A 13,509-nucleotide genomic window follows, 5' to 3' on the forward strand; every position below is an offset into this window, starting at 1 on the left:
GACATGGCCGTGCAGGACCTGCTGTCCCAGGATGAGATCGATGCGCTGTTGCATGGCGTCGACGATGGTCTGGTACAGACCGATACCGCTGCTGAACCCGGCAGTGTCAAAAGCTACGACCTGACCAGTCAGGATCGGATCGTCCGTGGACGCATGCCGACCCTGGAAATGATCAACGAGCGTTTCGCCCGTTACACCCGCATCAGCATGTTCAACATGCTGCGCCGCTCGGCGGACGTTGCCGTCGGTGGCGTGCAGGTAATGAAGTTCGGCGAATACGTGCACTCGCTGTACGTGCCGACCAGTCTCAACCTGGTCAAGATCAAACCGTTGCGCGGCACCGCGTTGTTCATCCTCGACGCCAAACTGGTGTTCAAACTGGTGGACAACTTCTTCGGTGGCGACGGCCGTCACGCGAAGATCGAAGGGCGTGAATTCACCCCCACCGAATTGCGTGTAGTGCGCATGGTGCTGGAGCAGGCCTTCGTCGATTTGAAAGAAGCCTGGCAGGCGATCATGGAAGTGAACTTCGAGTACATCAACTCGGAAGTGAACCCGGCCATGGCCAACATCGTCGGCCCGAGCGAAGCGATTGTGGTGTCGACGTTCCACATCGAACTCGATGGCGGTGGCGGCGACCTGCACGTGACCATGCCGTACTCGATGATCGAACCTGTACGCGAAATGCTCGACGCCGGCTTCCAGTCGGACCTCGACGATCAGGACGAGCGCTGGGTCAACGCCTTGCGCCAGGACGTGCTGGACGTTGATGTACCGATTGGTGCCACGGTTGCCCGTCGCCAGTTGCGCCTGCGGGACATTTTGCACATGCAGCCGGGGGACATTATCCCGGTCGAGATGCCAGACGAAATGATCATGCGCGCCAACGGCGTGCCTGCGTTCAAGGTCAAGATGGGGTCGCACAAAGGCAACCTCGCGTTGCAAGTGATCGAGCCGATCGAGCGCCGCTGACCGGCGCTCCAAACCCCCTGTGCTTTTAACTGACGGCTCCTGATTGAAGGGATGCCCGCCGAGGACAAATTGATGGCTAACGATATGAACACCCAGGACGACCAGGCGCTGGCCGATGAATGGGCTGCGGCCCTGGAAGAAACCGGCGACGCCGGGCAGGACGACATCGATGCCTTGCTGGCTGCCGACGCCGCCAGTTCGCCGTCCAACCGTCTGCCGATGGAAGAGTTCGGCAGCGTGCCGAAAAACAACGATCCGGTCACCCTCGATGGTCCGAACCTGGACGTGATTCTCGATATCCCGGTGTCGATTTCCATGGAAGTCGGCAGCACTGATATCAACATCCGCAACCTGCTGCAGCTTAACCAGGGTTCGGTGATCGAGCTCGATCGTCTGGCCGGCGAACCGCTGGACGTGCTGGTCAACGGCACGCTCATCGCTCACGGTGAAGTGGTGGTGGTCAACGAGAAGTTCGGCATCCGCCTGACCGACGTGATCAGCCCAAGCGAACGCATCAAGAAGCTGCGCTGAGTGAAAAAGGTTCTGGGGGTTTTGCCAGGGGTGGCGCTGGGGTTAGCGCTGGCCTTGCCGTTCAGCGTTCTGGCTGCCGAGCCGGTGACGACAGCTGCCACTGCCGCCGTGCCTGCCGTCAGCAGTGGCGTGGCTGGGCAATTGACGCAGTTGGTGCTCGGTTTGCTGCTGGTGCTGGGGTTGATCTTTTTCCTCGCCTGGTTGCTGCGTCGGGTCCAGCAGGCCGGGCCAGCCGGCAAAGGGCAGGTCATCGAACTGATCGGCTCCCGCGCGCTGGGCCCTCGCGACCGGTTGATGCTGGTGCAAGTCGGCAACGAGCAGATCCTGCTCGGCCTGAGCCCCGGCACCATCACCGCGTTGCATGTGCTCAAGGAGCCGGTGCAAGTGCCCAGCGGTACTGAAAAAGCGACCCCCGAGTTTGCCCAGCGCCTGATGGAGTTGTTGGGCAAGGATCAGAAGGATAAGAAGTAATGGGTGCGTTACGCATCGTCTTGACGCTGGCCCTGATGCTGGCCGCGCCGCTGGCGTTCTCCGCCGATCCGTTATCGATCCCGGCAATCACCCTGGGCACCAACGCCAACGGCGCTCAGGAATACTCGGTCAGCCTGCAAATCCTGCTGATCATGACCGCGCTGAGTTTTATCCCGGCGTTCGTCATGCTGATGACCAGTTTCACCCGGATCATCATCGTCTTCTCGATCCTGCGTCAGGCCCTGGGCCTGCAGCAGACACCGTCTAACCAGATACTCACGGGTATGGCGCTGTTTCTGACAATGTTCATCATGGCGCCGGTATTCGACCGTGTTAACCAGGATGCCTTGCAGCCGTATCTGGCGGAGAAACTCACCGCTCAAGACGCCGTGGCCAAGGCGCAGGTGCCGATCAAGGATTTCATGCTCGCCCAGACTCGCAGCAGCGATCTGGAGTTGTTCATGCGCTTGTCCAAGCGCACTGATATCGCATCGCCCGATCAGGCGCCGCTGACGATTCTGGTGCCGGCGTTCGTCACCTCGGAGCTGAAGACCGCGTTCCAGATTGGCTTCATGATCTTCATTCCGTTCCTGATCATCGACCTGGTCGTGGCCAGTGTGCTGATGGCGATGGGTATGATGATGCTCTCGCCGCTGATCATTTCCCTGCCGTTCAAGATCATGTTGTTCGTGCTGGTGGATGGCTGGGCGTTGATCATCGGTACGCTGGCGAGCAGCTTCGGCGGTGTATCGCCATGACGCCAGAAGTTGCGGTAGACATCTTCCGGGAAGCGCTGTGGCTGACCACCATGATGGTTGCCGTGCTGGTGATTCCGAGTTTGCTCGTGGGCCTGTTGGTGGCGATGTTCCAGGCCGCGACCCAGATCAACGAGCAGACCCTGAGCTTCCTGCCGCGCCTGCTGGTGATGCTGGTGACGCTGATCGTCGCCGGTCCGTGGCTGGTGCAGACCTTCATGGAATACATCCTGCAGTTGTACGGCAGTATTCCTCAGGTTATCGGCTAAACCATGTCGCTGCTTCAGCTGACCGATACCCAGATCAGCACGTGGGTAGCTTCCTTCATACTGCCGCTGTTTCGCATCGGCGCGGTACTGATGACCATGCCGATCTTCGGCACGACCCTGGTGCCGACCCGCGTACGTTTGTATTTCGCCCTGGCAATCACAGTGGTCGTCGTGCCCGGCCTGCCACCGATGCCACAGGTTCATGCGCTGGACCTGAGCGCGCTCCTGCTGATCGCCGAACAGGTCATTATCGGCGCATTGATGGGGCTCTCCCTTCAGCTGTTTTTTCAAGCGTTTGTCGTCGCCGGGCAGATCATTTCGATTCAGATGGGGATGGGCTTCGCGTCTATGGTCGACCCTACCAACGGCGTGTCGGCAGCGGTGATCGGTCAGTTCCTGACGATGCTCGTTACCCTGTTGTTTCTCGGCATGAATGGGCATCTGGTGGTGTTCGAGGTGTTGACGGAAAGCTTCACCACCTTGCCGGTCGGCAGCGCGATGTTGATCAACCACTTCTGGGAAATGGCCAACAAGCTGGGATGGGTGCTGGGTGCGGCGATGCTGCTGGTTTTGCCCGCGATTACGGCGTTGTTGGTGGTTAACATCGCTTTCGGGGTGATGACGCGGGCGGCGCCGCAATTGAACATCTTTTCCATCGGTTTTCCGCTGACCCTGGTTCTGGGGCTGGTGATCTTCTGGGTCGGTCTCGGCGACATTCTCAATCAGTATCAGCCCTTGGCCACCGAGGCCCTGCAGCTGTTACGTGATATGGCACAGGCGCGCTAGCCATGGCCGAGAGCGAGAGTGGTCAGGACAAAACAGAAGACCCCACGGATAAGCGCAAAAAGGACTCCAGGGAAAAGGGCGAGATTGCCCGATCCAAAGAACTCAATACCTTGGCAACCATGCTGGCCGGTGCTGGTGGGTTGTTGATCTACGGCGGCGGGCTGGCCCAGGATCTGCTGGAAATCATGCGTCTGAACTTTTCGCTGCCGCGGGAAGTGTTGCTCACTCCGGGGGCGATGGGGCAGTACCTGCTGCATTCCGGCAAGATCGCGATTCTGGCGGTGCAGCCGATATTGCTGACGCTGCTGCTGGCGGCATTCCTGGGGCCTGTCTCCTTGGGTGGCTGGTTGTTCGCCGGTGGTAGCCTGGCCCCAAAATTCAGCCGGATGAACCCGGCGGCGGGTCTCAAACGGATGTTCTCCAGCAGTGCCCTGATCGAACTGCTCAAGGCGCTGGCCAAATTCCTGCTGATTTTATTCGTGGCATTGTCCGTCCTGCGCTCGGACATTGATGATCTGTTACGCATCGCCCATGAACCGCTGGAGCAGGCGATCATCCATAGCGTTCAGTTGGTGGGCTGGAGTACGTTGTGGATGGCTTGTGGGCTGATTCTGATTGCCGCGGTGGATGTCCCGGTGCAGCTTTACCAGAGCCACAAGAAACTGCTGATGACCAAGCAGGAAGTGCGCGACGAGCATAAGGATCAGGAAGGGAAGCCAGAGGTTAAACAGCGCATTCGCCAGCTGCAGCGCGAAATGTCCCAGCGCCGGATGATGGCGGCGATCCCCGATGCCGATGTGGTCATCACCAACCCGACCCACTACGCCGTAGCGCTCAAGTACGATCCGGACAAGGGTGGGGCGCCGATGCTGATCGCCAAGGGCAGCGACTTCCTGGCCTTGAAGATCCGTGAAATCGCTGTGGCCAACGAAGTGCTGCTGCTTGAGTCGCCGGCACTGGCGCGTTCGATCTACTACTCCACCGAACTTGATCAGGAAATCCCAGGCGGCCTCTACCTTGCCGTCGCCCAGGTGCTCGCTTACGTCTACCAGATCCGCCAGCACCGCGCCGGCAAGGGTAAGCGCCCGGATCCGCTCAAGGACGACCTGCCGATTCCACCGGATTTGCGGCGCGATTCCTGATAACACCCCAATCCCTGTGGGAGCGAGCCTGCTCGCGAAAGCGGTATCCAAGTCAACATGTATGTTGAGTCTGACGGCCTCTTCGCGAGCAGGCTCACTCCCACATTGATCGTTGTCGGCCACAGAACCAGCGTGCAATAGGAGCCGAGCTTGCTCGCGATGGCGTCAGCCCAGGCAATGCAAATTTCCCGGATGCATCTGGAAAGCGGTAGCCAAGTCAACATGGATGTTGAGTCTGACGGCCTCTTCGCGAGCAGGCTCACTCCCACATTGATCGTTGTCGGCCACAGAATCATCGTGCAATCACGCTCCCTTGTAGGAGCCGAGCTTGCTCGCGATGGCGTCAGCCCAGGCAATGCAAATCTCCCGGATGCACCTGGAAAGCGGTATCCAAGTCAGCATGGATGTTGAGTCTGACGGCCTCTTCGCGAGCAGGCTCGCTCCCACATTGATCGTTGTCGGCCACAGAATCATCGTGCAATCACGCTCCCTTGTAGGAGCCGAGCTTGCTCGCGATGGTGTCAGTCCAGGCAATGCAAATTTCCCGAATGCACCTGGAAAGCGGCAGCCAAGTCAGCATGGATGTTGAATCTGACGGTCTCTTCGCGAGCAGGCTCACTCCCACATTGATCGTTGTCGGCCACAGAACCAGCGTGCAATCACGCTCCCTTGTAGGAGCCGAGCTTGCTCGCGATGGCGTCAGCCCAGGCAATGCAAATCTCCCGGATACACCTGGAAAGCGGTAGGGCAGACAACATTTCTGTTGAATGTGAAATTGCATTCGCGAGCAGGCTCACTCCCACATTGATCGTTGTCGGCCACAGAACCAGCGTGCAATCACGGTCCCTTGTAGGAGCCGAGCTTGCTCGCGATGGCGTCAGCCCAGGCAATGCAAATCTCCCGGATGCATCTGGAAAGCGGTAGCCAAGTCAGCATGGATGTTGAGTCTGGCGGCCTCTTCGCGAGCAGGCTCACTCCCACAGGTTCGGCGTGTAAACACAGATTTGTGATCGACACCGATCCCTGTGGGAGCGGGCTTGCCCGCGAAGACGTCAGCAGACACAACGCCGCACTCAGGGCTTGTCACAGCTGCCTGCTACTGCGGCAATTCCAGATTATCCATCACCCGATTCACCGCCAGCTCGCCGAGCATGATCAGTTGCGCGATACCCAGCAGCGTCCTGCGCTGCGACGCGGGTATGAGGTGGGCGAAGTCATGGGCGATGGTTCTGGCTGAAGCGAGTGTTTCGCTGGCATCGGCCAGCAGCTCCTCGTTTTTGAAGTCCGCGGTGACGGCGTACATTCTGCGGGCTTTACGTGGCGGTGGCGTGGAGCCGGGTGGGCAGAGATAGTGATCGAGGGCGCGTTCGGCGGCGTCGTTGAGCTTTTTGGGATCGAGGGATTCGTAGGGGGAGGTGGAGTCGGTTTCGGGCGGGTTGGGTGTTGGTTTGATCATGGTGAGGCTCCTTGATGAATGGAGCTGCCACCGTTCGCGGTCAAACAAACAGGGTGGCAGCTGTACGCGGGTTGACCGACCGGACATCAAGGAATCCGGCACACCCGAAGGTGTCCCACGCACAGCCGCCGCGACATGATTTCAGACAAAGCCTGAGTACGTGCAGGATGCTGCGCCTTGATGTTGGGCGGACGGTCAAACCCGATCGCTGATTCGTCAGCGACCGATCCACAATAGAACCCGCCCCCAAGGCGCACAAGCCGGCGGATTCTGGCGTAGCTGTAGGCAATGGCGCAAGGATGCGTAGCCTTGGTGGTGTGTCTTGAGGTGTCTTTTAAACGCCAGAGTTTAAAAGACATTTTGTGCTGACTTCACGGGCCCCTTCGCGAGCAGGCTCGCTCCCACATTTGGAATGCATTTCCCTGTGGGAGCGAGCCTGCTCGCGAAAGGGCCATCCCGGTCAGCAGAAAAATCACGTTCAAAACCCTCTGTTTCAATCATTGGCAAAAGTTGGAAGGCTTCTTGCAGTAGCGGCTCTGCGCCTGCTTCAGGCGTCAAAAGTTTGCTTTAAGGGACGGGGAAAACCGGTGGATCGCTCTCAGTTACTCAACAGTGCTCGCACAAACGTTGCCGACTTAAGTCGAGGCAATCTGGGTGTGCCGTTGTTGCTGCTGGTCATGCTGGCGATGATGATGTTGCCGGTGCCGCCGTTCCTGCTGGACGTGTTCTTCACGTTCAACATCGCGTTGTCGATCGTCGTGTTGCTGGTCTGTGTTTACGCCTTGCGGCCGCTGGATTTCGCGGTGTTCCCGACCATTCTGCTGGTGGCGACATTGCTGCGACTGGCGCTGAACGTGGCCTCCACGCGCGTGGTGATGCTCCACGGTCAGGACGGCCATGCCGCTGCCGGTAAGGTGATTCAGGCCTTCGGCGAGGTGGTGATCGGCGGTAACTACGTGGTCGGTATCGTCGTCTTCGCGATTTTGATGATCATCAACTTTGTCGTGGTGACCAAGGGTGCCGGGCGGATTTCCGAGGTGAGCGCGCGTTTCACCCTCGATGCGATGCCCGGTAAACAAATGGCCATCGACGCCGATTTGAACGCCGGCCTGATCGACCAGAACCAGGCCAAACTGCGCCGGATGGAAGTGGCCCAGGAAGCCGAGTTCTACGGTTCCATGGACGGTGCCAGCAAGTTCGTTCGCGGTGACGCCATTGCCGGCCTGCTGATTCTGTTCATCAACCTGATCGGCGGCATGGCGGTCGGTATCTTCCAGCACGGCATGACCTTCGGCGATGCCGGTCGGGTGTACGCCTTGTTGACTATCGGTGACGGTTTGGTGGCGCAATTGCCATCACTGCTTTTATCGACAGCTGCGGCGATCATGGTGACCCGTGCTTCCGGTTCGGAAGACATGGGCAAGCAGATCAATCGCCAGATGTTCGCCTCGCCCAAAGCGTTGGCCGTGGCGGCGGGTTTGATGGCGGTGATGGGCCTCGTGCCGGGCATGCCGCACTTTTCCTTTCTCAGCATGGCAGCCCTGGCGGCTGGCGGCGCGTACCTGTTCTGGAAGAAGCAGAACGTGGTCAAGGTTCAGGCCTTGCAAGAGGTCAAGCGTCAGCAGGAGCTGTTGCCATCGCCGGCTCGCGCTCAGGAGACCAAGGAGCTTGGCTGGGACGACGTCACGCCGATCGACATGATCGGCCTGGAAGTCGGCTACCGGCTGATTCCGCTGGTGGACCGCAATCAGGGTGGTCAGTTGCTGGCGCGGATCAAGGGCGTGCGCAAGAAACTGTCCCAGGATCTGGGCTTCCTGATGCCGACTGTGCATATCCGTGACAACCTCGACCTGGCGCCGAGCGCCTACCGCCTGACCCTGATGGGGGTGATCCTGGCCGAAGCGGAGATTTACCCGGACCGCGAACTGGCGATCAACCCGGGGCAGGTCTACGGCACGCTCAACGGCATTACCGCCAAAGATCCGGCTTTCGGTCTGGAGGCGGTCTGGATCGAAATCAGCCAGCGTGCCCAGGCTCAATCCCTCGGTTACACCGTGGTCGATGCCAGTACGGTAGTGGCAACTCACTTGAACCAGATTTTGTACAAGCACTCGAGCGAGTTGATCGGTCACGAGGAAGTGCAGCAACTCATGCAATTGCTGGCCAAAAGCTCACCAAAACTGGCCGAAGAGCTGGTGCCAGGCGTGGTGTCGCTGTCGCAGCTGCTCAAAGTATTGCAGGCGTTGCTGGCCGAACAGGTGCCAGTACGGGACATTCGCAGCATTGCCGAGGCCATCGCCAACAATGCCAGCAAGAGTCAAGATACTGCCGCGCTGGTGGCCGCGGTGCGCGTCGGCGTATCCCGCGCAATCGTCCAAAGCATTGTAGGGACTGACTCCGAGCTGCCAGTGATCACCCTGGAGCCAAGGTTGGAACAAATATTGCTCAATAGTCTTCAGAAGGCAGGACAAGGCTCGGAAGAGGGCGTTCTGCTGGAGCCAAGCATGGCTGAGAAACTGCAACGCTCGTTGATCGATGCGGCGCAGCGTCAGGAAATGCAAGGTCAACCGGTGATTCTGTTGGTGGCCGGTCCGGTTCGCGCGATGCTGTCGCGATTCGGCCGATTGGCAGTCCCGGGTTTGCATGTGTTGGCTTACCAGGAAATTCCTGACAACAAGCAAGTGACCATCGTTGCGACAGTAGGGCCCAACGGCTGAGGTAGTGGTTTATGCAAGTTAAGCGTTTTTTCGCCGCCGATATGCGTCAGGCCATGAAGCTGGTTCGTGATGAGCTGGGCGCTGATGCCGCCATCATTGGCAACCGCCGGATCGCTGGTGGTGTCGAGCTGACGGCTGCCCTGGATTACAAGTTGTCGGCGCTGGCTCCGCGTGTTCCGAACATGGAACTCGAAGACGAGCTGCGCAAGACCCAATCGCGGATCGTCACCGCCCAGGCCGAACTGAGCCTGCGCAGCGATGGCGAGAGCGACAAGTCCACCAATCGCCAATTGTTCGCCGGCCTGCCACTGACCGCCGCCGAGCCGCTGATCGAACCGACCTACACCGAACCCCGTCGTCCTGCACCGGCTGCGGCACCTGCTTCCGGCGGCGTTGACCCACGGGCGTTCGACTCGATGCGTTTCGAACTCAACAGCCTGCGCGAACTGATGGAAGTGCAACTCGGCTCCCTGGCCTGGAATCAGCTGCAAGGCAGCCGTCCGGCCCAGGCCAATCTTTGGCGTCGCCTGCAACGCATCGGCCTGTCCGGCCCGTTGTCGCGCGATTTGCTGGCGCTGATTACCGATATTGAAGAACCTCGTCAGGCCTGGCGCATGTTGCTGGCACACCTGGCGCGGATGATCGCCACACCGGAGGTCGAGCCTCTGGAGGAGGGCGGCGTGATTGCCATGGTCGGCCCCGCCGGCATGGGCAAAACCACCACCCTGGCCAAACTCGCGGCCCGTTACGTGCTCAAGTACGGCGCGCAAAATATCGCGCTGGTCAGTATGGACAGCTATCGTATCGGTGCTCAGGAACAGCTCAAGACCCTCGGTCGGATCCTCAATGTGTCGGTGACTCACGTCGATCCGGGGCAGTCACTGGTACAGGCGCTGGAGCCTTTGTTGCGCAAACGCGTGGTGCTGATCGATACCGCCGGCCTTCAGGCCAGTGATCCGGCACTGCGCATGCAGCTCGAAAGCCTGGCCGGTCGTGGCATCAAATCAAAAAATTACCTGGTTCTGGCAACCACCAGCCAGAAACAGGTTCTAACGGCCGCTTATCACAGTTACAAGCGTTGTGGGCTCGCTGGCTGCATCCTGACTAAACTGGATGAAACGGCAAGTCTGGGCGAGGTGTTGAGCCTGGCCATCAGTCATGAATTGCCGGTGGCCTACCTGACCGATGGCCCGCGGATTCCGGATGATTTGCATCTACCGCGTCGTCATCAGTTGGTCAGTCGCGCCGTAAGCGTGCAAATGCAAGAAGAACCCAGCGAAGAAGCCATGGCTGACATGTTCGCTGATATTTACCACAGCCCGACCAAGCAGGTCGGCTGAGGTACTAATGACAGTTTTTGTACCTACATCGATGGTCTGCCATGCATTGTTCCGTTTGTGAACGCGCAGCCAGTAATGTGGCCTCCGTCTAAGTAAGACAAGGTAAAGAAATTCATGGGCAGCATGCATCCCGTACAGGTGATCGCGGTGACCGGCGGCAAAGGTGGCGTCGGGAAGACTAACGTGTCAGTGAACTTGTCCCTGGCTCTAGCTGAGCTCGGTCGGCGCGTCATGCTGTTGGACGCCGATCTGGGGCTGGCGAACGTCGACGTCCTGCTGGGACTGACACCTAAACGTACTTTGGCCGACGTGATCGAAGGCCGCTGCGAGCTGCGCGACGTACTGTTGCAAGGCCCCGGCGGCATCCGCATCGTCCCGGCCGCGTCCGGCACACAGAGCATGGTTCATTTGAGCCCGGCTCAACACGCCGGCCTGATCCAGGCGTTCAGCGATATCGGCGACAACCTCGACGTGCTGGTGATCGACACCGCGGCGGGCATTGGTGACTCGGTCGTCAGTTTCGTCCGCGCAGCGCAAGAAGTCTTGCTGGTGGTCTGCGACGAGCCGACCTCGATCACCGATGCCTACGCACTGATCAAATTGCTGAACCGCGATTACGGCATGAACCGCTTCCGCGTCCTGGCCAACATGGCCCAGAGCCCGCAGGAAGGGCGCAACCTGTTCGCCAAGTTGACCAAGGTCACGGATCGCTTCCTGGACGTCGCCTTACAATACGTCGGCGCGGTGCCTTACGACGAAAGCGTGCGCAAGGCTGTGCAGAAGCAGCGCGCCGTTTACGAAGCCTTCCCGCGCTCCAAGTGCTCACTGGCGTTCAAGGCCATTGCACAGAAGGTCGATACCTGGCCGCTACCTGCCAACCCGCGTGGGCACCTGGAGTTTTTCGTCGAGCGCCTCGTGCAACAAACCGCGGGACCTGTGCTATGACAGCCAGTGGCTACAACCTCTACAAGAAGTCGGCACGTGACGCGCAGTACGAGCTGATCGAGCGTTACGCGCCACTGGTTAAACGCATTGCCTACCACTTGCTGGCGCGTCTGCCGGCCAGTGTCCAGGTTGAAGACCTGATCCAGGCCGGGATGATCGGCCTGCTTGAAGTGTCGACCAAATACGACGCCAGCAAAGGCGCGAGTTTCGAGACGTACGCGGGCATACGAATCCGCGGCGCGATGCTCGACGAAGTACGCAAAGGGGACTGGGCGCCACGTTCGGTCCACCGCAATACCCGGATGGTCAGCGACGCCATTCGCTCGATTGAAGCTAAAACTGGCCGTGACGCTAAAGATCACGAGGTTGCGGCCGAACTCCAATTGAGTCTCGACGATTATTACGGGATTTTGAACGACACCCTGGGCAGCCGGTTATTCAGTTTCGACGATCTGTTGCAGGACGGCGAACACGAAGGGCTGCACGAGGATGGCGCCAGTGCACATCTGGAGCCGTCACGCGATCTGGAAGATGAACGCTTCCAGGCGGCGCTGGCGGACGCGATTGCCAATTTGCCGGAGCGTGAGCGACTGGTGTTGGCGCTGTACTACGACGAAGAGTTGAACCTCAAGGAAATCGGTGAGGTCCTGGGGGTCAGCGAATCTCGGGTCAGCCAGTTACACAGCCAGTGCGCGGCCCGTTTGCGGGGGCGTTTGGGGGAGTGGCGAGCGCGCTGAAGGCAGTGTGGGGACACTGCGAACGCGGCTGGTGGGGTGTTGAACCTTGCCGGTCCCGATCTGTTGTGCTCCAGACAGTCATTGAGTGCTTTGCCGGATTGATTGAAATGGCGCGTCCAGGTGCTGGGCGCGTTTAAGACTGCTTGGAGGTCGAATTGGACAAGAACATGAAAATCCTCATCGTTGATGACTTCTCAACGATGCGGCGGATCATTAAAAACCTGTTGCGTGACCTTGGGTTCACCAACACGGTCGAGGCCGACGATGGCACTACTGCCATTCCGGTTCTCAACAGCGGCAGCATCGACTTTCTGGTAACAGACTGGAACATGCCTGGCATGACCGGTATCGACCTGCTGCGCCACGTGCGTGCCGATGAAAAGCTCAAGCACCTGCCGGTGCTGATGGTGACCGCTGAAGCCAAGCGCGAGCAGATCATCGAGGCAGCCCAGGCCGGTGTTAACGGCTATGTGGTCAAGCCCTTCACGGCCCAGGCGTTAAAAGAAAAAATCGAGAAGATTTTCGAACGCATCGGTTGATGTGCGAAGCCACTGCGCCACGGGGGGAGCTATGGAGCATTACGAGTCTTCACAGGGCGATTTCGAATCGACTCTGAAAAAACACGCGGTCGAACTGGTCGAAAGCCTTGAAAAAGGCAGGTTCGGCGACGCTGTGCAATTGATCCATGAGCTCAATCAGACCCGTGACCGTGGCCTGTATCAAGAGGTGGGCAAGCTCACTCGCGAGCTGCATAGCGCGATCGTCAATTTCCAGATTGACCCGCACATGCCGCAAGCCGAGGAAGTCTCGCAGATCACGGACGCCACCGAGCGTCTGGGTTATGTGGTCAAGCTGACCGAGGCTGCTGCCAACCGCACCATGGACCTGGTGGAAAACGCCACGCCGCTGGTCAACGGCCTGAGCAACGAAGCCCAGGCCTTGAGCACCGACTGGGGACGGTTCATGCGTCGCGAAGTCGGGGCTGAAGAGTTCCGCGAGCTGGCTCGGCGAGTCGACGGTTTCCTGACACGCAGCAGCGAAGACAATCGCGTTGTGTCGAGCAACCTCAACGACATTCTGCTCGCTCAGGATTACCAGGACCTCACCGGTCAGGTGATCAAGCGTGTGACCCAATTGGTCACCGAAGTTGAAAGCAACCTGCTCAAGCTCGTGCTTATGGCCAGTCAGGTGGACCGCTTTGCGGGCATCGAACATGACCGTGAAGCGATGCTGGCAGAAAAAGATCCGCAAAAACATCTCTCTCAGGGTGAAGGTCCGCAGATTCATGCCGATAAAAGAGAAGACGTTGTGTCCGGTCAGGACGATGTGGACGATTTGCTATCCAGTCTTGGATTTTAGGTTTTTAGGTTTTTAGACCTTTAGGAGCA

The 13,509-nt window shown here is 59.1% G+C and carries 14 protein-coding genes; 13 read left to right on the forward strand and 1 reads right to left on the reverse strand.

Going from position 1 to position 13,509, the window contains the following annotated elements; translation table 11 throughout:
• The first annotated feature begins 3 nt into the window (after positions 1-3).
• From fliM to flhB, 7 genes are all read left to right on the forward strand, one after another.
• Entirely contained in the window at positions 4-972 is a 969-nt protein-coding gene (gene fliM, locus PMI27_RS06135; RefSeq protein WP_008151077.1) for a flagellar motor switch protein FliM, read from the forward strand.
• A 72-nt stretch (positions 973-1,044) separates the two neighbouring features.
• On the forward strand, positions 1,045-1,503 hold the full coding sequence (gene fliN, locus PMI27_RS06130) for a flagellar motor switch protein FliN (protein WP_008151080.1): 459 nt from the start codon (positions 1,045-1,047) through the stop codon (positions 1,501-1,503).
• Entirely contained in the window at positions 1,504-1,974 is a 471-nt protein-coding gene (gene fliO / locus PMI27_RS06125) for a flagellar biosynthetic protein FliO (RefSeq protein WP_008151082.1), read from the forward strand.
• Entirely contained in the window at positions 1,974-2,732 is a 759-nt protein-coding gene (fliP, locus tag PMI27_RS06120; RefSeq protein ID WP_008151084.1) for a flagellar type III secretion system pore protein FliP, read from the forward strand. The genes fliO and fliP overlap by 1 nt, the downstream gene beginning before the upstream one ends.
• Positions 2,729-2,998, forward strand: coding sequence for a flagellar biosynthesis protein FliQ (gene fliQ, locus PMI27_RS06115; RefSeq protein WP_007948918.1), 270 nt, complete (start codon positions 2,729-2,731; stop codon positions 2,996-2,998). Before fliP ends, fliQ begins: the two co-directional genes overlap by 4 nt.
• Before the next feature lie 3 nt (positions 2,999-3,001).
• Positions 3,002-3,784: a flagellar biosynthetic protein FliR gene (gene fliR / locus PMI27_RS06110; RefSeq protein ID WP_008151086.1), complete on the forward strand. Its 783-nt coding sequence runs from the start codon at positions 3,002-3,004 to the stop codon at positions 3,782-3,784.
• Between the two features lie 2 nt (positions 3,785-3,786).
• Positions 3,787-4,926 carry a flagellar biosynthesis protein FlhB gene (gene flhB, locus PMI27_RS06105; protein WP_008151088.1) on the forward strand — a complete coding sequence of 380 codons (1,140 nt, stop codon included), beginning with the start codon at positions 3,787-3,789 and terminating at the stop codon, positions 4,924-4,926.
• 1,096 nt (positions 4,927-6,022) lie between these two features.
• On the opposite strand, the gene PMI27_RS06100 is transcribed toward flhB, so the two are convergent.
• Positions 6,023-6,382 (reverse strand): DUF6124 family protein, encoded by a 360-nt coding sequence (locus PMI27_RS06100; protein WP_008155825.1) that lies wholly within the window; start codon positions 6,380-6,382, stop codon positions 6,023-6,025.
• A 587-nt stretch (positions 6,383-6,969) separates the two neighbouring features.
• Between PMI27_RS06100 and flhA the strand changes: the two genes are divergently transcribed.
• From flhA to PMI27_RS06070, 6 genes are all read left to right on the forward strand, one after another.
• A complete protein-coding gene (gene flhA, locus PMI27_RS06095; RefSeq protein ID WP_033053491.1) occupies positions 6,970-9,099 on the forward strand; it encodes a flagellar biosynthesis protein FlhA in 2,130 nt (709 codons plus the stop codon).
• 11 nt (positions 9,100-9,110) lie between these two features.
• Positions 9,111-10,439: a flagellar biosynthesis protein FlhF gene (flhF, locus tag PMI27_RS06090; RefSeq protein WP_008155822.1), complete on the forward strand. Its 1,329-nt coding sequence runs from the start codon at positions 9,111-9,113 to the stop codon at positions 10,437-10,439.
• A gap of 114 nt (positions 10,440-10,553) precedes the next feature.
• Positions 10,554-11,384: a flagellar synthesis regulator FleN gene (gene fleN / locus PMI27_RS06085; RefSeq protein ID WP_008001746.1), complete on the forward strand. Its 831-nt coding sequence runs from the start codon at positions 10,554-10,556 to the stop codon at positions 11,382-11,384.
• The gene (gene fliA / locus PMI27_RS06080) at positions 11,381-12,121 is read left to right on the forward strand and encodes an RNA polymerase sigma factor FliA (RefSeq protein WP_007894214.1); all 741 of its coding nucleotides are present in this window, start codon (positions 11,381-11,383) and stop codon (positions 12,119-12,121) included. The genes fleN and fliA overlap by 4 nt, the downstream gene beginning before the upstream one ends.
• 167 nt (positions 12,122-12,288) lie before the next feature.
• Complete coding sequence (locus PMI27_RS06075; RefSeq protein ID WP_003183998.1) at positions 12,289-12,660, forward strand: chemotaxis response regulator CheY; 372 nt, start codon at positions 12,289-12,291, stop codon at positions 12,658-12,660.
• Positions 12,661-12,691: 31 nt separating this feature from the next.
• A complete protein-coding gene (locus PMI27_RS06070) occupies positions 12,692-13,480 on the forward strand; it encodes a protein phosphatase CheZ (protein WP_008155819.1) in 789 nt (262 codons plus the stop codon).
• The last annotated feature ends 29 nt before the right edge of the window (positions 13,481-13,509 follow it).

This window comes from Pseudomonas sp. GM41(2012) (assembly GCF_000282315.2).
Lineage (GTDB): Bacteria > Pseudomonadota > Gammaproteobacteria > Pseudomonadales > Pseudomonadaceae > Aquipseudomonas.

Coding starts and splice junctions, on each gene's coding strand:
- fliM (WP_008151077.1), top strand. CDS start 4: ATGGCCGTGCAGGACCTGCTGTCCCAGGATGAGATCGATGCGCTGTTG.
- fliN (WP_008151080.1), top strand. CDS start 1,045: ATGGCTAACGATATGAACACCCAGGACGACCAGGCGCTGGCCGATGAA.
- fliP (WP_008151084.1), top strand. CDS start 1,974: ATGGGTGCGTTACGCATCGTCTTGACGCTGGCCCTGATGCTGGCCGCG.
- fliQ (WP_007948918.1), top strand. CDS start 2,729: ATGACGCCAGAAGTTGCGGTAGACATCTTCCGGGAAGCGCTGTGGCTG.
- fliR (WP_008151086.1), top strand. CDS start 3,002: ATGTCGCTGCTTCAGCTGACCGATACCCAGATCAGCACGTGGGTAGCT.
- flhB (WP_008151088.1), top strand. CDS start 3,787: ATGGCCGAGAGCGAGAGTGGTCAGGACAAAACAGAAGACCCCACGGAT.
- PMI27_RS06100 (WP_008155825.1), bottom strand. CDS start 6,382: ATGATCAAACCAACACCCAACCCGCCCGAAACCGACTCCACCTCCCCC.
- flhF (WP_008155822.1), top strand. CDS start 9,111: ATGCAAGTTAAGCGTTTTTTCGCCGCCGATATGCGTCAGGCCATGAAG.
- fleN (WP_008001746.1), top strand. CDS start 10,554: ATGGGCAGCATGCATCCCGTACAGGTGATCGCGGTGACCGGCGGCAAA.
- fliA (WP_007894214.1), top strand. CDS start 11,381: ATGACAGCCAGTGGCTACAACCTCTACAAGAAGTCGGCACGTGACGCG.
- PMI27_RS06075 (WP_003183998.1), top strand. CDS start 12,289: ATGAAAATCCTCATCGTTGATGACTTCTCAACGATGCGGCGGATCATT.
- PMI27_RS06070 (WP_008155819.1), top strand. CDS start 12,692: ATGGAGCATTACGAGTCTTCACAGGGCGATTTCGAATCGACTCTGAAA.